This is a genomic window from Pseudomonas sp. LBUM1678 (assembly GCF_059695575.1).
Genome location: NZ_CP166775.1, coordinates 3,823,555 through 3,842,504, shown reverse-complemented (window position 1 = coordinate 3,842,504; position 18,950 = coordinate 3,823,555). Strand labels below are relative to the sequence as shown.

The 18,950-nt window shown below is 59.1% G+C and carries 18 protein-coding genes and 2 pseudogenes; 16 read left to right on the top strand and 4 right to left on the bottom strand.

Annotation, left to right across the window (positions count from 1 at the left end; translation table 11 throughout):
* Window positions 1-31: 31 nt before the first annotated feature.
* Window positions 32-1,645, bottom strand: coding sequence for an IclR family transcriptional regulator domain-containing protein (locus tag ACA070_RS17430; protein WP_497447630.1), 1,614 nt, complete (start codon window positions 1,643-1,645; stop codon window positions 32-34).
* A gap of 172 nt (window positions 1,646-1,817) precedes the next feature.
* On the opposite strand from ACA070_RS17430, the gene ACA070_RS17425 reads away from it, so the two are divergent.
* The 10 genes from ACA070_RS17425 to ACA070_RS17380 all read left to right on the top strand — a co-directional run bounded on the left by ACA070_RS17425 (window position 1,818) and on the right by ACA070_RS17380 (window position 11,413).
* The gene (locus ACA070_RS17425; protein WP_497447629.1) at window positions 1,818-2,627 is read left to right on the top strand and encodes an RraA family protein; all 810 of its coding nucleotides are present in this window, start codon (window positions 1,818-1,820) and stop codon (window positions 2,625-2,627) included.
* Window positions 2,628-2,629: 2 nt separating this feature from the next.
* On the top strand, window positions 2,630-3,076 hold the full coding sequence (locus ACA070_RS17420; RefSeq protein ID WP_497447628.1) for a nuclear transport factor 2 family protein: 447 nt from the start codon (window positions 2,630-2,632) through the stop codon (window positions 3,074-3,076).
* Between the two features lie 12 nt (window positions 3,077-3,088).
* Window positions 3,089-4,495, top strand: a complete 1,407-nt coding sequence (locus ACA070_RS17415) for an aldehyde dehydrogenase (NADP(+)) (protein ID WP_497447627.1) — start codon at window positions 3,089-3,091, stop codon at window positions 4,493-4,495.
* 15 nt (window positions 4,496-4,510) lie between these two features.
* Complete coding sequence (locus tag ACA070_RS17410) at window positions 4,511-4,804, top strand: Dabb family protein (RefSeq protein WP_461993530.1); 294 nt, start codon at window positions 4,511-4,513, stop codon at window positions 4,802-4,804.
* A gap of 82 nt (window positions 4,805-4,886) precedes the next feature.
* Window positions 4,887-6,176 (top strand): MFS transporter, encoded by a 1,290-nt coding sequence (locus ACA070_RS17405; RefSeq protein WP_497447626.1) that lies wholly within the window; start codon window positions 4,887-4,889, stop codon window positions 6,174-6,176.
* A 53-nt stretch (window positions 6,177-6,229) separates the two neighbouring features.
* Window positions 6,230-7,039, top strand: a complete 810-nt coding sequence (locus tag ACA070_RS17400) for an NAD-dependent epimerase/dehydratase family protein (protein ID WP_497447625.1) — start codon at window positions 6,230-6,232, stop codon at window positions 7,037-7,039.
* The gene (locus tag ACA070_RS17395; protein ID WP_497447624.1) at window positions 7,036-8,127 is read left to right on the top strand and encodes a mandelate racemase/muconate lactonizing enzyme family protein; all 1,092 of its coding nucleotides are present in this window, start codon (window positions 7,036-7,038) and stop codon (window positions 8,125-8,127) included. Before ACA070_RS17400 ends, ACA070_RS17395 begins: the two co-directional genes overlap by 4 nt.
* A gap of 89 nt (window positions 8,128-8,216) precedes the next feature.
* The gene (locus ACA070_RS17390; protein WP_497447623.1) at window positions 8,217-9,086 is read left to right on the top strand and encodes an aldose 1-epimerase; all 870 of its coding nucleotides are present in this window, start codon (window positions 8,217-8,219) and stop codon (window positions 9,084-9,086) included.
* 49 nt (window positions 9,087-9,135) lie between these two features.
* Window positions 9,136-10,416: an OprD family porin gene (locus ACA070_RS17385; protein WP_497447622.1), complete on the top strand. Its 1,281-nt coding sequence runs from the start codon at window positions 9,136-9,138 to the stop codon at window positions 10,414-10,416.
* Between the two features lie 70 nt (window positions 10,417-10,486).
* The gene (locus tag ACA070_RS17380; protein ID WP_497447621.1) at window positions 10,487-11,413 is read left to right on the top strand and encodes an alpha/beta hydrolase; all 927 of its coding nucleotides are present in this window, start codon (window positions 10,487-10,489) and stop codon (window positions 11,411-11,413) included.
* 136 nt (window positions 11,414-11,549) lie between these two features.
* Here ACA070_RS17380 and ACA070_RS17375 read toward each other — a convergent pair whose 3' ends face one another.
* Window positions 11,550-12,413, bottom strand: a complete 864-nt coding sequence (locus tag ACA070_RS17375) for an SDR family oxidoreductase (RefSeq protein WP_497447620.1) — start codon at window positions 12,411-12,413, stop codon at window positions 11,550-11,552.
* An 89-nt stretch (window positions 12,414-12,502) separates the two neighbouring features.
* Between ACA070_RS17375 and ACA070_RS17370 the strand changes: the two genes are divergently transcribed.
* Window positions 12,503-12,913 (top strand): winged helix-turn-helix transcriptional regulator, encoded by a 411-nt coding sequence (locus ACA070_RS17370; RefSeq protein ID WP_497447619.1) that lies wholly within the window; start codon window positions 12,503-12,505, stop codon window positions 12,911-12,913.
* A 333-nt stretch (window positions 12,914-13,246) separates the two neighbouring features.
* Here the strand turns inward: ACA070_RS17370 and ACA070_RS17365 are convergent.
* Together ACA070_RS17365 and ACA070_RS17360 are read right to left on the bottom strand one after the other, a co-directional pair.
* Window positions 13,247-13,375 (bottom strand): annotated as a pseudogene (locus ACA070_RS17365) (GntR family transcriptional regulator); the annotation flags it as partial.
* Between the two features lie 43 nt (window positions 13,376-13,418).
* Window positions 13,419-13,724: pseudogene (locus tag ACA070_RS17360) on the bottom strand (LysR substrate-binding domain-containing protein); the annotation flags it as partial.
* A 187-nt stretch (window positions 13,725-13,911) separates the two neighbouring features.
* Between ACA070_RS17360 and ACA070_RS17355 the strand changes: the two are divergent.
* The 5 genes from ACA070_RS17355 (at window position 13,912) to ACA070_RS17335 (ending at window position 18,851) form a co-directional block, all read left to right on the top strand.
* Window positions 13,912-14,871 (top strand): AraC family transcriptional regulator, encoded by a 960-nt coding sequence (locus ACA070_RS17355; RefSeq protein WP_497447618.1) that lies wholly within the window; start codon window positions 13,912-13,914, stop codon window positions 14,869-14,871.
* 168 nt (window positions 14,872-15,039) lie between these two features.
* Window positions 15,040-16,404 carry a benzoate 1,2-dioxygenase large subunit gene (gene benA, locus ACA070_RS17350; RefSeq protein WP_497447617.1) on the top strand — a complete coding sequence of 455 codons (1,365 nt, stop codon included), beginning with the start codon at window positions 15,040-15,042 and terminating at the stop codon, window positions 16,402-16,404.
* Window positions 16,401-16,889 (top strand): benzoate 1,2-dioxygenase small subunit, encoded by a 489-nt coding sequence (gene benB, locus ACA070_RS17345; RefSeq protein WP_497266193.1) that lies wholly within the window; start codon window positions 16,401-16,403, stop codon window positions 16,887-16,889. Before benA ends, benB begins: the two co-directional genes overlap by 4 nt.
* A gap of 10 nt (window positions 16,890-16,899) precedes the next feature.
* The gene (gene benC / locus ACA070_RS17340) at window positions 16,900-17,913 is read left to right on the top strand and encodes a benzoate 1,2-dioxygenase electron transfer component BenC (RefSeq protein ID WP_497447616.1); all 1,014 of its coding nucleotides are present in this window, start codon (window positions 16,900-16,902) and stop codon (window positions 17,911-17,913) included.
* Window positions 17,914-18,077: 164 nt separating this feature from the next.
* Window positions 18,078-18,851, top strand: a complete 774-nt coding sequence (locus ACA070_RS17335) for a 1,6-dihydroxycyclohexa-2,4-diene-1-carboxylate dehydrogenase (protein ID WP_497447615.1) — start codon at window positions 18,078-18,080, stop codon at window positions 18,849-18,851.
* The last annotated feature ends 99 nt before the right edge of the window (window positions 18,852-18,950 follow it).

Sequence of the window (18,950 nt, the reverse complement as noted above, 5' to 3'; positions counted from 1 at the left end):
TTCCGAGTGTCGATAGTGTGCCGCCATCCTGTTAACTGTCCAGGCGCCAGCAACTCGCCGCCACTGCCTGTCCTGTAACTTCTGCTTCCAACTGCAGTAGGCAGCCTGAGTCAGGTGCCCCTCCAAGCACTTCCAGCTTGAGCTCCTGACGGGAACTGGTGATGTACAGAGTGGTGCCATCTTTGCCTGCGAAGCAAAGGTCGGAAGGACTGGGTACTGGAAGGCCTATCATTCGGTCCAGATTGCCCTCTGCATCGAAGCGCGCGAGACTCCAGCCATCACGCTGGGTTGTCCACACGCCGCCCTGCGCATCCAGGGCCAGGCCGCTGAGACTTCCCCCGCCGCGTGGCAAGGTAGCCAGTCGCCGCACGCTGTTGCTGCCAGGCTGCATCCTGAGGATGTCGCCTGTCCCTGGTGCGATGGCGTATAACGCTGTGCCGGTAGCATCCCACCGAAAGCCGCTGACTTGTTCGCTCAAGCTCCAGCCATGGCGCAGTTCTCCCTCAACACTCACCTCACCAATTACGCAGCCGCTTGACGTTCTGGTACATCCCCACAGCGTGCCTGATGGGTGGGTGCCCAAGGCCAGGAGGCGGGAGCCCAGGAGATCCTGCATGGAATGTTCCGCGCCTTTCCAATCGATCAGTGACCAGCCTCCTGCGTGGGCTACCAACAAGCCATCATGGTGCATCTCCATGGCGCGCACAGGGAAGTCCAATCGGCTCAGAATGCGGCTGCTGCGACCGTCCCAGCAATGTATCGCCGGTGCGAGGGTGTCCGCCCAATAAAGCCGTTTTTGCTCGGCGTGCCAGCGTGGGAAGGCACCATGGAAAGCCCATGGCCCGGGCACCACGTTCGTAGCGCTGGTCGGGTGGGCTGAGGGCTCACCCCGCAGATGTTCGCCGACCCGCCGCGCTGCATCTGCCAGCTCCGGACCGAGCAATGTCAAACGCTCCAGCGTGAGTCGATAGGCCGGCCCCGCGACGCTCAGCGCACCGCGCACGTTGCCATGCTTATCGATGATCGGGGCGGCGACGCAACGCACTCCGAGCCGTATCTCTTCATCATCCAGCGCGTAGCCGCGAGTACGGGTGATCTGTAGTTCGGCCAACAAGCGTCGGCGATCGGTGATCGTCAGCGGTGTCAGTGGTTCCAGCACCAGTCCCTTGAGAATGTCGTCACGGGCGCCTGGCGCCAGCGCCGAAAGGATGGCTTTGCCCTGGCCGGTGCAGTACACCGGCTTGCCCTGGCCCAGGCTGGCCGCAGAGCGCAGGGTGTGGGCACCATCGCAACGCTCCAGCGACAACACCTGGTTACCGTCCAATACGGCCAGGTAAGAGGTTTCTCCTGTGAGGTCACGCAATGCACGAAGCTCGGCGCTGGCGGCGGCCACAAGGTCCGGCTCCAGGTAAGCGTTACGTACCATCTCCAGATAATTGAAGCCCAGCCGGTAGACCTTGCGTGTAGGGTCGCGCCGAATCATGCCGCGCTCCACCAGTGTGGCGAGGATGCGGTACATCGTTGTGCGTGGCAATTGAACCTGAGCGGCCAATTGCGTTTGGCTGATGCCGTTGGGAGTTGCGCCAACGGCTTGCAAGACATCCAAGGCTTTTTCCAGCGCGCCCGTGCCATCCCCGGTCTTCATCGAATATTCCCGCCTTTTGGAACTGATCTGGTTGGTAACCCATTCTGCTGCTTTTTCATTCGGTTTTCCGCCATAGAATCGAACTCAGCGGGGCAGGTTACGGGTTGAGTTCCACATGGTGGGAATACCGGGCTGCTCATCAGATGCCGTATCGTTTGGAGAACCTATAAGAATGTCCACCATCCACACCTACGCTGACGCTCATGAAAGCGCTTCGGGCAAGCGGGTTGAAGTCAGTGATGAAGTCCTGGCCAAGCTCGCCACGTGCAGCAGTGGTTCGTTAACGACCCAATTATTCAAGCGTGGTTTTCGCCAGCCCGCGCTGGTCGGCCTGCGCGCTATGACGCGTGACACCAAGCCGTTCGCCGGGCGCGCCTTCACCATGCGCTTTATCCCGGCGCGTGAGGATATCGATACCTACGCGACGATGACGACCAAACCCAATGACGACAACCTGCAGTGGCAGGGCGTCGAGCAGATTCAGCCGGGTGATGTATTGGTGATCGATAGCCGCAATGACCCGGCCGCCGCCTCTGCTGGCAATATCCTGGTGACCCGGCTGCTGGCGCGCGGCGCCAAGGCCATCGTGACGGACGGCGCCCTGCGCGACGGCACCGAGATCGCTGGCATGAACCTGCCGGCCTACGCCCGTGAGATCACGGCAACTACGCGCATTTCCTATCACCACGTTGCCGATCTGCAAGTGCCGATCGGCTGCGCCGGTGTCGCGGTTTATCCCGGCGACATCATCGTCGGTGATGCCGACGGCTTGACCTTGGTGCCGGCCCATCTGGCCGAAGAATTGGCCGAGGTCTGCAGCGTGCAGGACGACCTGGAGCATTACCTGGCCATGCGCATTGCCGCAGGTGAAGCCTTGTGGGGCGTTTACCCACCCAGCCCGGCTTCGATCGCCGATTACCACACCTGGGTTGCCAATGGCCGCCCGACCATTCCTTCAATCATTGACCGCAAGGAGGGCTGACCGTGGCCGAGCACACTTACGCCCAACTGATTCGTCGCTATTTCGATGCCTGTAACGAGGCTGACTACGACAAATTGGTGTCCTGTTTCACCCCGGACGCGGTGCATTACTTCCCGGCCGGCCTGCCGGATATTCCATGGCGCACCGCCGACGCCATTGCCCGTAAGTGGCAGTGGTGCGTGGAGAGCCTCGGTTCACAGTGGACCATCGAGAAAATTTTGGTCAGTCACGACAGCCATGAAGCGGTGATCGAATGGACGCACTGGAAAAGCAAGCTGACCACGGCCCTGCGCGGGGATGAGTGGTATGTGTTCGACGAGCAGAGCGGTCTGATCAAAGAGATTCGTGCGTATTACGCCTCGCCTGCGGATAAGGCGATCGCGATCAATGAACTGGTGGATTTCGACTACGCAGGTCGTGGTTACAACCTCGGCCCTGCGGCGCACTGAACGGAGATCGACATGAGTAATCAACAAGACCCCGCATTGGTTGGCATCGACGAGGTTGTAGCCAAGGCAGTAGACGCCGCGGTTACCTGGGCCGAATCAACAGCTGTTGTGCGTGCCACTTTACTGCGCGGATTAGCTTCCGCCCTTGAGCACAACCAGGCGCAACTGGTCGCCATCGCGGACCGTGAAAGTGGGCTGGGTGAAGCGCGGCTCAACGGTGAAGTCGCACGTACCGCGTTCCAACTGCGTGGGTTCGCCAGCGAAGTGGAGGCGGGCGTGCCTTATCGCCGCGTTGTCGATGAGGCCATTGCCGGCACCCCACCGGTTGGCAGGCCGAAACTGGTGCGAGTGCAACGTCCGCTGGGGCCTGTAGCGATGTTTTCCGCGAGCAATTTCCCGTTCGCTTTTTCGGTACTCGGCGGCGACACGGCCTCTGCGCTGGCCGCCGGCTGCCCTGTGGTAGTCAAGGCACACTCGGGCCACCCTGCGCTGTCCCGTGCCGTATTCGAGGTAGCCGCAGCAGTCATTCGCGAGCAAGGGTTGCCCGAGGGCGTACTGAGCCTGGTTGAGAGTACCTCACGTGCAGGCGGTACTTACCTGGTGCAGCACCCCGCAATTGCCGCCGTAGCATTCACGGGCTCTTTCCAAGGGGGCAAGGCACTGTGGCAAGCGGCAAATGAACGTGCGCGTCCGGTGCCGTTCTTTGGTGAGTTGGGCTCTATCAACCCGCTGGTGGTGTTGCCGGCAGCACTGGATCACAACAGTGAAACGCTCGCCAAGACACTTGCGGCCTCCATTACGCTCGGCTGCGGTCAATTCTGCACCAGTCCAGGCCTGATCGTGGTTTTGGAATCGCCCCAGTCTCAGCGTTTTGTCGCTCAGTTTGCCGAAGCCATCGCCCCCATCGGCACCCATCGCATGCTCACAGCAGGTATGCAGAAGGGGTTCGAGGCTGCTGTTGCCGCTGTTGCGCAGCACGCGACACCTGTCTTTGACAAAGCTGCGGATTGTGCCGGACCGGCACCTCAGTTGTTGGCCGCCGCTGCAGAAGCATTTATCGCCAACCCGCACCTGCGTGAGGAGATGTTCGGTCCAGCCGCGTTGATCGTCACTGCCCGGTCACTGGCTCAGGTCATTGAGGTGCTGGACGTGGTGGGTGGGACCTTGACCACCACGCTGTGGGGCGCCGAAGAATCCAGTGAATTCAATCGGCAATTGGTGCGCGCCGCTGAGCGTGTATCGGGTCGCGTCTTGTTCGGCGGCGTGCCGACCGGAGTTGCTGTGTGTCACGCGCAGCAGCATGGCGGACCATGGCCATCGTCTACCACTCCACAAGCCACCTCGGTCGGTTATGCCGCGCTCGAGCGTTTCTTGCGCCCGGTGGCGTTGCAAGACGCGCCGGCCTGGGTCCTGGGTTAAACGGAGGGCGTAACGATGATGCGACATATCGTAATGTTCCGGCGCCTGGCGGGTGTCGAACCGCAGCCTGAACTGGAAGCGCGTCTGGTCGCGCAGATGCGCGGCCTGGAGAAGGAGATCGACTTCATCCGCCAGTGGAACGTGGCCGCCAATGAGCTGCACCGGCCGATCTGCTGGGACTACATCCTTGAGTCCACCTTTGATGACGGGGCGGCGGTCGAGCGTTACCTGCCGCACCCTGCGCACCAGGCCCTGGTGGCGGACCTCAAACAGTACTTCGAATGGGTGGCAGTGGATTACAGCGTCTAGACCCCAGCAGCGCCTGACCTGTTGCCCGGGGCAGGCGCTATAACAACAAGATCCGGCATTGCAATGCCGGGCGGAGACGTAAATGAACAAGAAAAAGAACTACCGCTGGACGATCCTGACGATGCTGTTCCTCGCCATGGTCATCAACTATATCGACCGCGCAGCCTTGTCGATCGCAATGCCGTTTATCACCCAGGAATATCACCTCACGCCTTCGGAAAAAGGCATGATCTTCAGCAGCTTCTTCTTCGGCTACGCGCTGTTTTGTTTTATTGGTGGTTACCTCGCCGACCGCTTCGGCCCCAAGCGCGTACTGACCTGGTCCATGAGCTTCTGGTCGGTGCTGTGTGGCTCCACCGCGTTGGCGTTCAACTTCTGGTCGTTGCTGATCGTTCGCGCATTGTTTGGCGTCGGTGAGGGCCCGGTGTCAACCACTGCCAACAAAACCGTCAACAGCTGGTTTCCAATCAAGGAGCGTGCCCGCGCCATCGGCCTCAATCAGGCCGGGGGGCCATTGGGCGGTGCCTTGGCCGGCCCCATTATTGGTTTTCTCGCCCTGTGGTTGGGCTGGCGCGTTGCCTTTGTGGTCATTGCCGTGATCGGCTTGGTCTGGGCGGTCGCCTGGTACCGGTTGGCCACGTCGACGCCGAACGAGCACCCTAAGGTCTCGCCCCAGGAACTGGCCGAGATCAACGAAGGCCGTGAGGCGCCCGTCTCCACCATAGAAAACGCGCCACGCACGCCTGTCTTGGAGATCATTCTGCAGCGTTCGGTGTTGGTCACTGGTGTTTCGCTGTTTTGCTACAACTACATCCTGTACTTCTTCATGACCTGGTTTCCCAGCTACCTGATCGACGCCAAGGGCATCGACCTCAAGGCCATGAGCATCGTTACCGCCTTGCCTTGGCTGGTGGGCACCGTTGGTTTTGTCTGCGGCGGCCTGCTCATTGACTGGGTGTTCAAGCGCACCGGCAAGCAGTTGTTCTCGCGCAAAGTGGTTCTCGTCACGTGCCTGTTGATTGCGGCGGTGTGTATCGGGTTGACCGGTCAGGTTCAGAGCGTGACAGCGACCGTGGCGGTAATGACCGTCGCCATCGGTTTCTTGATGCTCACCGCGCCGGCCTACTGGTCGCTGATCCAGGATGCGGTACCGGATCACCAGGTCGGCACAGCGGGTGGGTTCATGCATGGGCTGGCCAACCTGTCGGGCATTGTTGCGCCAACGGTCACTGGCTTTATCATCCAGTCCACCGGCACTTACAGCAGTGGTTTTGCCTTGGCCGGTGGCCTTGGCATCCTCGGTGCGCTGATCGTGGCGTTCTTTGTTGGCCAAAAGCCGCAGAAACGCGAAATGGCTATCGCCGCCGCCTGACCCTGTGAAACGCCGGCGAAAGTCGGCGACCGTAACGAATTTGGGAACTTGTCATGCCTACGCTGCTTATCACCGGCGCTGCCGGTATCGTCGGAACCGCGCTGCGGCCCTTTCTTCGTCAGCGCTATGCGCTACGCCTGCTTGATCGTAAACCTGTTGAAGGTCTGGTGGCAGGCGAGACGGCAGTGGTCGGTGACCTGACCGACCCGGCCTGTGTGCAACAGGCCGTCAATGGGGTAGATGGCATCCTGCATCTGGCCTGCGCTCACGGTACCGACATTGAGTTCATCAGCACGGTCGAGCCCAATTATCACGCCACCTTGTACCTGTTGGAGGCTGCGCTGCAGCATGACGTAAAGCGTTTTGTGTTCGCCAGCAGCCATCACGTGTTGGGCCAGCACCGCAGTGACGCCGCTGAGTACTTTGACGACATGCCTGTGGCGCCCGACAGTTACTACGCGTTGAGCAAGGTATTTGGCGAAGCGGCGTGCGCCATGACCTCCCAGCGCAATGACTTGGCCACGTTCATTGTGCGTATTGGTAATGCTGACCCTAAGGTGTCCGATGCCCGCCGTCTGCGCATGTGGACCAGCGCCCGCGACTTGGCGCAGTTGCTATTGATTGGCCTGGAGCACCCGGACGTGCATCAGGAAATCGTCTACGGCGTCTCCGAAAGCCCCAATCCGCTGTTCCACAACCGGCGCGCTCGCGCCTTGGGCTACACGCCGCTAGATAACGCCGGTGAACATCTTGCCGAGCATTATCTGCCCTACGAGGCCATGGCGCCCGAAGGGTCGGGCCGCGACCACGTGGGCGGTGCCTATGCGGGTGTGCCGCTGGCCAGTGTGTTGGAGCGTGTATGAAGATCGTCCGTGTCGATACGATAGTGGTGGAGATTCCGTTCCAGGATGGTGGCAAAGGGCAGGGCGGTACGCCTTCTACCTGGCGCACCCTGGAAAACGTACTGATCCGTCTTGAAGACGAGCAGGGCAATATCGGCTGGGGTGAAGCCTTCGGTTACTTCGTTGCCGACGCAACCAAGGCGCTGATCGATCGTCTGATTGCACCGCTGTTGCTGGCGCAAGACATCACTGATATCGCCGCATGGAACATGGATTTGCAGCGACGTCTGCACCTGTTTGGCCGTTATGGGTTGACGATGTTTGCCATCTCGGGGATCGACATCGCCCTGTGGGACCTGGCCGCCAGGCGGCAGGGCGTGCCGTTGCATCGACTGTTGGGGGAATCCTGTCGCGACCAGGTACCGGCGTATGCCAGCCTGGTGCGTTATGGCGATGACAAGATTGCTCCGGCTACCTGCGAAAAAGCGATGGCGATGGGCTTCACCGACCTCAAGCTGCACGAGGCCACCCTGCACGACATCGCCGCCTGCCGACGCGCCGTGGGCGATTCGGTGCCACTGGCCACCGATGTCAATTGTTCGTGGAGCGTGCAAGACACCCGCGATTGGCAGCCGGCGTTGGCGGATCTCAACCTGGCCTGGCTGGAAGAGCCAATCTTTCCGCCCGAAGACTTCGCCACGCTCGCCAGCCTGCGCGGTCAGGGAGTACCGATTTCCGCCGGGGAAAACTGGTGCACGGCGGTACAGTTCGAGGAGGCCTTGACGAGGGGCGCGGTCGATTCGATCCAGCCCAGTGTGACCAAGGTCGGAGGCATTTCCGAATGTTTGCGCATTGCCGAGTTAGCGCGCGAGCACGATGCCGTGGTACTGCCGCATTGTCCGTACTTTGGTCCCGGGTTGATCGCCACTCTGCACTTGGCGGCGGTCCAGCCTTGGGTTCCCCAAGTGGAGTACCTGTTTGTGGAACCGGCGGACTGGCTGTACCCGGTCGAGTCGCTACGCCAGGGCAACCAGTTACTGATTCCCCAGGATGCCGGGCTTGGCGTGGACATTGATCTGCAGGTGATCGAGCGTTTCCGGCGTAGTTGACGTTTCATCCTTTTGTGAATTGATAAACCGTCGTCGCCGCGCAACCGGCGGCCGGGTTTGCCGTGCCTGATCCAGGCGCAGGAGGTCCCATGCAACCTGTCGTACTGAGCAATGCCACTTGGACATTGAGTTTGCTGCCCGCCTGGGGCGGTCGTATCGCCGCCCTGCGCGCGAACGGGCTGGATGTGCTGGTGCCGATCGACAGCGAAGGTTTCGATCCGCTGAATTGGCCCAGGGCGGGCGCTTATCCACTGATGCCGTACTCCAACCGCCTGCGTAACGCGCAACTGAGTTTTAACGGTTGCGTGCACAGCTTGCCGGCCCATCCAGCGGCTGCCCCGCATACCTTGCACGGCGTGAGTCACACACTGGCCTGGGACGTGGTCAGCGCAGCTGCCGATCAGGTGCTGATTGCCTGTGATTATGAAGGTGAGCATTGGCCGTGGGCGTTTCGTGCCGAGCAGCATTTTGCCTTGTCCGGCAATTGCTTGCGTATCACGTTAGCGTTGACGAACAACGGCGAGCAACCCATGCCCGGCGGACTCGGTTTGCACCCGTATTTCCAGCGCCACCCCGGCCTGCGCGCGCACTATGCGGTCGGCCGTGATTGGGCCATTGATTGCGACTACCTCGTCACTGGCGAGTACCTCGACCAACCGCGCAACGTGGTGTTCGAGGCGGACGATGCGCGAGCACTGGCCCATTACCAGTCGCGTTGGGATGGGCATCTGCAATTGGCGTATGACAGCGGCCGGCTCGACCTGCATGCATCGGCACCGCTGAGTCATTTCGTCGCCTTCGCCCCGGCCAATGCCGACTACCTTTGCCTGGAGCCGGTGTCGCACCTTGCCGACGCCTTTAACCAGCCGCGTCCAACTTGGTACGACGTGGGCACTCATGAACTGGAACCAGGGCAAGGCCTGAGCGCAACCCTTGATTTCACCTGGCACGACACCTGACGTCATCCACTGACCGCTAAACCGAAACCCACCATCGAGAACAACAATAATGAAAAGATCCTCACATGAGGCGGGCTTCGCTCGCGCTGCAAAACCTTTGACACTGCTGCTCAGCCTTGGCCCCCTGGCGGCCCAGGCCGATCTGATCGATGATGCTCACGGCAACCTGACCTTGCGCAACTTCTACTACAACCATGACTTGCGGGACTCGATCAAGCCGGCACAGTCAAAGTTGGAGGAGTGGGCACAGGGTTTCATCTTCAAAGGCGGCTCGGGTTACACCGACGGCACTGTTGGCGTCGGTGTGGATGTCTACGCGGGCCTAGGGCTCAAGCTCGACTCGTCGCCCTCGCGCAGTGGCACCGGATTGCTGCCTGGCGCATACGACCGCGCCGGTGGTCCGCGCAATGCCGACCCGCGTTCGGTCGACAATTTTTCCGAGGCCACCGCTGCGCTCAAATTGAAGTATTCCAAGAGCGAACTGAAGGTGGGTGGCCTGTTTCCGAAAATTCCGCTGGTCACTTCCGGGGATTCCCGACTGCTGCCGCAGTTTTTTGAAGGCGCGATGCTCGACATCCGCGAGTTCGATAATCTCGATATCAGCCTGGGCCAGATGCGCCGCGTCAATCAGCGCGAATTCGCGGGCAGTCGTGAGATTCAGGTGGGCAATTACTACAGCGTGTTCAGCGACCGCTTCAATTACCTGGGCGGTACCTGGCGCATCAACCCGCAATGGACCGCAGGCGCGTGGGGTGGACGTCTGGAAGATGTCTATCAGCAAAATCTGTACACCGTGACCCATACGCACAAGGCAGGTGAGTTGAACCTGTCGGGTACGCTCAATTACCTCGACACCGGTGAGTCCGGCGCTGAACAGGCAGGCAAACTCGACAGCCGCATGGCGTCCGGGATGCTCAGCGCCAACCTGCGTGCGCAGACTTTCCGCATCGGCTACCAGTACAACGCCGGGGACAGTGCGCTGCCGTTTATTCACGACACCGATCTGCCAGGAGTGGCTAACGCGGTTCAGGTTCTACGTTTCGACCGTGCCCAGGAGCGCTCGTGGCAGGCGCGTTATGACCTGGATTTTGCGCCGCTCGGCGTGCCCGGCCTGACGGCTTTTGCTCGTTACGTGAAAGGCGACAATTTCAAGGTTGCAGGTCAGGACGCCAGCGAATGGGAGCGCAACCTGGATATCACCTATGTGATTCAGGACGGCCCACTGAAAAACCTTGCGCTGCGCTGGCGCAATGTCCAGTTGCAAGGGGATGCAACCGGGCGCCGGGATGAAAATCGGGTGATTCTGGCCTATACCTTGCCGCTGTTTTAGTAGCCGTAATTGATCACGTTGCCGCACTGCATGCAGTGCGGCAGCTTTGTTTTATGGAGGTGCATTCATCATGACTCAAACCTACCGGCTCGATGCCGCCATGCAAGCCTATGTCGAAGCCAGCCAACGCTTCTCCCCAGCAGATGGCAGCCTGGCCGCTCGGCGGGAAGCGTTCTTGCGTGCCTGCCGAGCGTGTACGCCGCCTGCGCCCGACGACTGGCGGATTGATGATCTCCAATGGCAGGGATTGCGCTTGCGATGCTACCGACCCGACGACATCACCCCCGTGGGAGGCTGGCCAACTCTGCTTTACATCCACGGCGGCGGCTGGGATTTGGGTAGTCTTGATACCCACGACTGGTTTGCATACGCCTTGGGCCAGCGGCTGCAGGTGGCGATCGTTGCGGTCGATTATCGGCTTGCACCTGAGCATGTCTATCCTGCTCCACTGGAGGATTGCCTAGGAGTTTGGCATGGGCTGCGGCAGGGACTTGTCGATCCTGATCTCAGTACTGAACGCTTGATGGTCATCGGTGACAGTGCCGGAGGTACGCTTGCGGCGGGTTTGTGTATGGCCTTGCGAAGAGATGGATATCCTCAGCCGTTGGCCCAGGTACTGATCTATCCGGTTTTGACGGTTGCACATCAACTTCCATCCATGCAAGAACACGCCAATGCACCGATGATGACAGTGACCGGTCTGGCGAAGTCTCTTGAGGGGTTCCTGCCGAATGCGCAAGACCGACTGGACCCATGCGCCATGCCTTTAGAAGCGAAAGACTTTCGTGGGCTCGCGCCGACGTTCGTCGCCGTGGCGCAAATTGATCCCCTGCGAGATCACGGAGTGTCCTATCACGATGTGTTGGTGGCTGATGGCGTGGACACACAATTACACATCGCGCGAGGCATGGTGCACTCAGGGTTGAGGGCTTTCGGAGCGCCAGTAGTGGAAGCCGCTTGGGATTCCATAGCAATGTTCGTGGAGAAAAAACTGTAGTCTCAGCACTGCCAACGATGCATTCCAAGCCTGCTCTGATCAACTCGCGGCCCTGGTTTGATGTGCTGGATCCATGGGTGGATGCCAGCTTCAGGGCCACTGTCGATTATTAGTAGATATTTAGCTCAGTTGCGAATTACAGGGTTCCACTGCCGCTACTCTTAAGGGCTGCAGCGACTGCCGCTGAAAGTGAGGTGGTGGTCCTGCCGATCAGCTTCGACAGCTGGTGGCTGTCATCGAAGAGTGCACCCTCAGATGCGCTGACATCGTACCCCGCGACGGCGCGCGCCAGTGGTTCGGGCAAGCCAAAACCCGTTAGTGCATTGGCGTAGTCCGCCTCAGGCAAATTCTTGTACGGAATGTCTTTACCGATTTGTCGTGAGATTTCTGCAGCAAGCTCAGAGAGTGTCCATGCGGTATCGCCAGCCAATTCGTAAATTTTGCTCTCCTGGCCTTCACTGGTGAGCACTACTGCAGCGGCTTGCGCGTAGTCTTCGCGTGTCGCCGCCGCAATCTTGCCAGCACCTGCGCTGCCAATAAAAGCGCCGCCAGCAAGCGCTCCAGGGATAAAGCCAGTGTGATTCTCGGCGTACCATCCGTGACGCATGATGGTGAATTCAAGGCCCGAGCCTCTGAGCTCTGCTTCCGTTTGGCGGTGCTCTGCGGCGAGGCTCAATGATGAGGTGTCTGCATGGAGAAGACTGGTGTAAACGATGCGCTTCACGCCTGCCTGCTTTGCCGCATTGATGACGTTTCGATGCTGCTCCACGCGCTTGCCGATTTCGCTTGATGAAATCAAAAGCAGCGTATCAACTCCCGTGAGGGCCGTAACAAGGGTCTCAGGTTTAGAGTAATCTGCTGTTCGAGCCGCTACGCCCAACTCGCTTGCCTTGGTCGGGTTGCGAACGAAGGCGACGATATCGGACGCGGGTACTTTCTGTTTGAGTTTCTCAACAACGAGTCGGCCGAGTTGGCCAGTCGCACCGGTGATGGCAATCATGAAGAAGCTCCTTGTACAAAAAATGTGTGCGCCGGCAGAATATTGGCTTGGCAATCTTTTTGTAAGTACGCACCTGAAGGTAAGTATGTATGTCTGATTCTGTTCCTTATGAAGTTATTGAACGGCCCACGACCGTGGCTAACCAATTACGTGAGGGGCAGCTGTTTGACGCAGGCTGCCCTTTAAGGATAATCCTTCAACACGTCACGAGCCGTTGGGGAGTATTGGTACTGGTAGCGTTAATTGCAGGCACGCACCGCTTTAGCGATCTGCGTAGAAAGATTGGAGGTGTAAGCGAAAAGATGCTTGCACAAACACTTCAATTTTTGGAATACGATGGATTTGTTATACGTAAATCATACCCGGTGGTACCACCTCATGTTGAGTATAGCCTTACCCCTATGGGGCTTGAGGTGGCACGCCATGTGGAAGTCCTCGCAGATTGGATTGAAGCGAATCTACAAGAAATCATGAATGAACGTCGCTCGCGCCAAGATTAATAGGCACCTTTCTTAAAGCATTTAATCATAAGATAAATTTGTTTTTTTTTTGCTTGTGAAAAAAATGATCCTCGCATTCTTAATATGCTCGAGCGGATAATAACTATTACTGATTTACTGTGTGCATCCTTAGCCGAGTCTGCAGTCGAAACTAAAGCATAATATTTTTGACATTATCATCTCGGATTAACGAGTGCTCTCTAAGGCGCATGCACACTAGCGGGGTTGGACTTGAAAACTCTGCTGAGGATGAAGGCATAGCGTTCCGTCCGGATAAAAAACGTCGTGTGGTCACAGCAGCGTCCGTAGGCAAAATAAGAGGTGCGCTCCATTACCAACATCGACCCCGGAGGGCAGTTTGCCGCTGGGTTCGAAATCGCCGCGCTGGATCTCTTCCAGCAATCGATGGGCAATCTGCTCGTAGAGCGAGGTGGTGCTGTCGCGAAGAATAGACGTGGGCACTGTCGGTCCATGAGCACATAGGTTGGGTTAAAAAGCGTGCCCGTTAGTCTTTTGGTAACAGCTCACCAATCATCTGCAAACAATGATTCAACCCCGGTGATACATCGCCCACGCGTCGGCTGAGGATGATTGGCGAGGTGGCGTTGTCTTCCAGCACCGGGGTGAAGCCAATGTCGTCGCGGTGCAGCAACTGCACTGAGGCCGGCACCAACGTCACCCCGATTCCCGCACCCACCAGACCGATCGCTGTTTGCAGCTCATTGGTCCATTGCGCCACGTTGATGTGCACGCCATAGGATTCGAATAACGCGATCACATGGTCGGCGTAGCTGGGCCGCGGGTTGCCGGGGGCTGCAGTCGTCTGCCCAGCCTGAGGAGCAGCAACGCCCCGAACGGGTTCGCGCGCTCGAGGACTGATACCCTCGACCAGCCGAACCGGGCCACGAGATAACCGACCGTTTATCTCGTGGTCTTCTGTGTTTCGGCCAGCACACTAGAATGGCGGCGCAATCAACAATAACAATGAGAGTGATCCGATGATGCAAGCGCAATTGTTGAGTCATCGCAGCAGAGTCTTCGACCACGCCGACCCTTACGCGGTATCGGGCTACGTCAATCAGCATGTCGGCAATCATTGCCTCCAGATGCCCAGGGCCGGCCGACCGCTGGCCAGCCTCGATCATCGCAAATTCGCCAGCCTCGACCTGTGCCGCATCAGTTACGGCGCCAGCGTGCGGGTTATATCCCATGCGCTGGACAGCATCTATCACTTGCAAGTGCTGCTGCGCGGCAACTGCCTGTGGCGTGGTCATGGCCAGGAACATTACTTCGCGCCTGGCGAGTTATTGCTGATCAACCCCGATGATCCGGTGGATCTGACCTATTCCAGTGATTGCGAAAAATTCATCCTGAAAGTCCCCTCGCGGCTGCTGGAGTCGTTGTGCGAAGAGCAGCGCTGGCGGTATCCGGGGCAGGGCGTACGGTTTCTGGAGAACCGTTATCAGCTCAATGAACTGGAAGGTTTCGTCGGTCTGCTGGCGATGATTTGCCAGGAGGCGGAAGCCACCGAGCAGATTCCCCGGGTGCAGGAGCACTATGCGCAAATCGTTGTCAGCAAGATGCTTGGCCTGATGAAAACCAACGTCATCCGCACCGATCCCGGCTCACCCTCGGCCACGTTCGAGGCGCTGGTCGATTACATTGCGTGCAACCTCAAGCAGGACATCGACAGTGAAGAGTTGGCACGCCAGGCACGGATGAGCCTGCGTTCGCTGTATGGGTTGTTCGAACGCAACGCGGGGGACACGCCGAAAAATTACATTCGGCAGAAAAAGCTCGAACGCATCCACGCCAACCTGAGCGACCCGACCTGCAACGTGCGCAACGTCACGGAAGTGGCCATGGATTACGGCTTTCTGCACCTAGGCCGGTTCTCCGACAGCTACCGAAAACAGTTCGGCGAATTGCCATCGGATACCCTAAAGCGCCGCCACTGAGATCAATGAGTAACCTGTGGCGAGGGAGCAAGCTCCCTCGCCACATTGGCAAGCATCCACCACTGACCGCTCTGCACAAAACGGATACAGGTCTGCACCCCGCGGATAGTCCGCCCCATCCCCTCGTCCTAGCATGGCCCTGCCTGAATAAAAACAATGGAGGCGGCCATGACCCTGCGACCCGAATACCTTCACTCCCTGCTTGAAGAAGACCCTGAGCAGGGCATCTATCGCTGCAAGCGCGAGATGTTCACCGATCCACGGCTGTTCGATCTGGAGATGCAGCACATCTTCGAAGGCAACTGGCTGTACCTCGCGCACGAAAGCCAGATCCCCAATATCAACGACTTCTACACCACCACCATGGGGCGCCAGTCGATCTTCATCGCGCGCAATAAAGACGGTGAGTTGAACGCCTTTATCAACGCATGCAGCCACCGTGGCGCGATGCTCTGCCGGCACAAGACCGGCAACAAGAGTTCCTACACCTGCCCCTTCCATGGCTGGACCTTCAACAACTCCGGCAAGCTGCTCAAGGTCAAGGACCCGGCGGCGGCCGGCTACCCCGCGAGCTTCAATTGCGAAGGCTCCCACGACCTGACCAAAGTCGCGCGTTTCGAATCCTATCGCGGCTTCCTGTTCGGCAGTCTCAAGGCCGATGTCGTGCCATTGGTAGAGCACCTGGGCGAGTCGGCGAAGATCATCGACATGATCGTCGATCAGTCCGCCGATGGCCTGGAAGTGTTGCGCGGTTCCTCCAGCTACATCTACGAAGGCAACTGGAAACTCACCGCCGAAAACGGCGCCGACGGCTATCACGTCAGCTCCGTGCACTGGAACTACGCCGCCACCCAGAACCAGCGCAAGCAGCGCGAGGCCGGCGATTGCAACCCGACCATGAGTGCCGGCAGTTGGGCCAAGCAGGGTGGTGGTTTCTATTCCTTCGACAAGGGCCACATGCTGCTCTGGACCCGTTGGGCCAACCCTGAAGATCGTCCGCTTTACGAGCGTCGCGATGAACTGGCCCAGGACTTCGGTAAGGCCCGCGCCGACTGGATGATCGAGAACTCGCGCAACCTGTGCCTGTACCCGAACGTGTACCTGATGGACCAGTTCAGTTCGCAGATTCGCATCGCCCGGCCGATCTCGGTCGACCGCACGGAAATCACCATTTACTGCATCGCCCCCAAAGGCGAAAGCGACCACGCCCGTTCGAGTCGGATTCGCCAGTACGAGGATTTCTTCAACGTCAGCGGCATGGCCACCCCGGATGATCTGGAAGAATTTCGTTCCTGCCAGACCAGCTATCAGGGCAGCGTGACCGCCTGGAACGACATGTCCCGTGGCGCCGAACACTGGATCGAAGGCGCCGATGAGGCGGCCAAGGAAATCGACCTGCATCCGCTGCTCAGCGGCGTGCGCACCGAAGACGAGGGTTTGTTCGTGCTGCAACACAAGTATTGGCAGCAGACCATGCTCAAAGCCTTGGCCGCCGAGCAGTCCGACCTGATTCCTGTGGAGGCCGTGCAATGACCATCACCTATGACGCCGTACGCGATTTTCTCTACCGCGAAGCGCGCTACCTCGATGACCGACAATGGGACGAATGGCTGGAGTTATACGCCCCGGATGCGACGTTCTGGATGCCGTCCTGGGACGACAACGACGAGTTGACCGAAGACCCGCAGCGGGAAATCTCGCTGATCTGGTACGGCAACCGCACTGGCCTGGAAGACCGCGTCTTCCGCATCAAGACCGAACGTTCCAGCGCGAGCATTCCGGACACCCGCACCTCGCACAACATCAGCAACATCGAGCTGCTCGAACAGGCCGACGGGCTGTGCAAAGTGCGCTTCAACTGGCACACCCTGAGCTTTCGCTACAAGACCGTCGACAGCTATTTCGGCAGCAGTTTCTACACCCTCGATGTGCGCGGTGAAAACCCGCTGATCAAGGCCAAGAAAGTGATCCTGAAGAACGACTACGTTCGCCAGGTCATCGATGTCTACCACCTGTGAGGCAGCGGTCATGACTCATTCCATCGCATTCAATTTTGAAGACGGCGTCACCCGATTCATCGACGCCAATGTCGGCGAAACCGTGGCCGATGCCGCGTATCGCCAAGGCATCAATATTCCACTGGATTGCCGCGACGGCGCCTGCGGTACCTGCAAATGTTTCGCCGAGGCCGGCCGTTATGAGTTGGGCGAGGAGTACATCGAAGATGCGCTCAGCGCGGAAGAAGCCGAGCAAGGTTTCGTCCTTACCTGCCAGATGCGCGCCCAGAGCGATTGCGTGATACGCGTGCCGACCTCTTCGCAGGTTTGCCGCACCCGTCAGGCGAGCTATGACGCCACCATCAGCGCCGTGCGCCAGTTGTCCGACAGTACCATCGCGTTGTCGCTCAAGGGCGAAGCCCTGAGCAAACTGGCGTTCCTGCCGGGGCAATACGTGAACCTCGGAATTCCCGGCAGCGAGCAGACCCGCGCGTATTCGTTCAGCTCGTTGCAGCGTGACGGTGAAGTCAGTTTCCTTATTCGCAACGTGCCCGGCGGCCTCATGAGCAGCTTCCTCACCGAAGTGGCCAAGGCCGGCGACAACATGAGCCTGGCCGGACCGCTGGGCAGCTTCTATCTGCGTGATATCCGTCGGCCGTTGTTGTTGCTAGCCGGCGGTACGGGCCTGGCGCCGTTCACGGCGATGTTGGAGAGAGTCGCCGAGCAAGGCAGTGCGCATCCGCTGCATCTGATCTACGGCGTGACCCACGATCGTGACCAGGTGGAGATGGATCGCCTCGAAGCTTTCGCTGCGCGGATTCCCAACTTCAGTTTTAGTGCCTGCGTGGCCAGCCCAGACAGCCGACACCCGCTTAAGGGCTATGTGACCCAGCACATTGAGCCAAGACATCTGCACGATGGTAACGTCGACGTCTACCTTTGCGGGCCACCGCCGATGGTCGAAGCGGTCAGCCAGTTCATTCGCGAACAAGGTGTCGCGCCGGCGAATTTCTATTACGAGAAGTTTGCCGCCAGCGCCGCTTAGTCGTGCGCTAGAACTGCGCGATACAGATTGCTTGTAGGAGTAGCCGGTCGAGGCCCGAACGCTCGCGAAGAACGCTCGTACGCCGCATCTGTTCAGAATGCCCACGTCACCGTTGACGGCCATCGCGGGCCCGCTCCTACAAAACGCTCCGTCATGAGGTACACATGGATAGATTTCGAGACAAAGTCGCACTGATCACTGGTGCCGCCCAAGGCATCGGACGGCGTGTCGCCGAGCGAATGGCTGGGGAGGGCGCGCGGTTGATCCTGGTCGATCGCTCTGAGCTAATCTACGACGTGCGACAGCAGCTAGCGCAGAACAGCGAAGTGCTCGCACTCACTGCAGATCTTGAGCAGTACGACGAATGCAACCGGGTAATGCACACCGCCATTGAGCGTTTCGGGCGTCTGGACATTCTCATCAATAATGTCGGTGGGACGATCTGGGCCAAACCTTTCGAGCACTACGACCCTCAGCAGATCGAGGCTGAAGTCCGACGGTCACTGTTCCCGACGTTATGGTGCTGCCACGCTGCGTTGCCATTCATGCTCGCGCAGGGCAACGGGGCCATTGTCAACGTGTCGTCGATCGCTACCCGCAGCATTAATCGCGTGCCTTACGGTGCGGCAAAGGGTGGCGTGAATGCGCTGACGGCGTGCCTGGCGTTCGAAACCGCGGGACGGGGCGTGAGAGTCAATGCGACGGCGCCTGGTGGAACTGAGGCGCCACCCCGGTTGATTCCGCGTAACAGCGCCGAACAAAGCACCGAGGAGAAACAGTGGTACCAGCAGATCGTCGATCAGACAATCGACAGCAGTCTGATGAAGCGCTATGGGACATTGGACGAGCAGGCGGGCGCGATACTGTTTCTGGCGAGCGATGAAGCGTCCTACATCACAGGTCTGACCATGCCGGTAGGAGGAGGTGATCAAGGATGAGAAACCATACTAGCGATACTGATAAGCGTCGTCGCTGACTCTTTTAGGTGCTCTTTGCTCTGCGGCCGCGTGAGGTAGGCTTCACCGGCACGCTTTTCC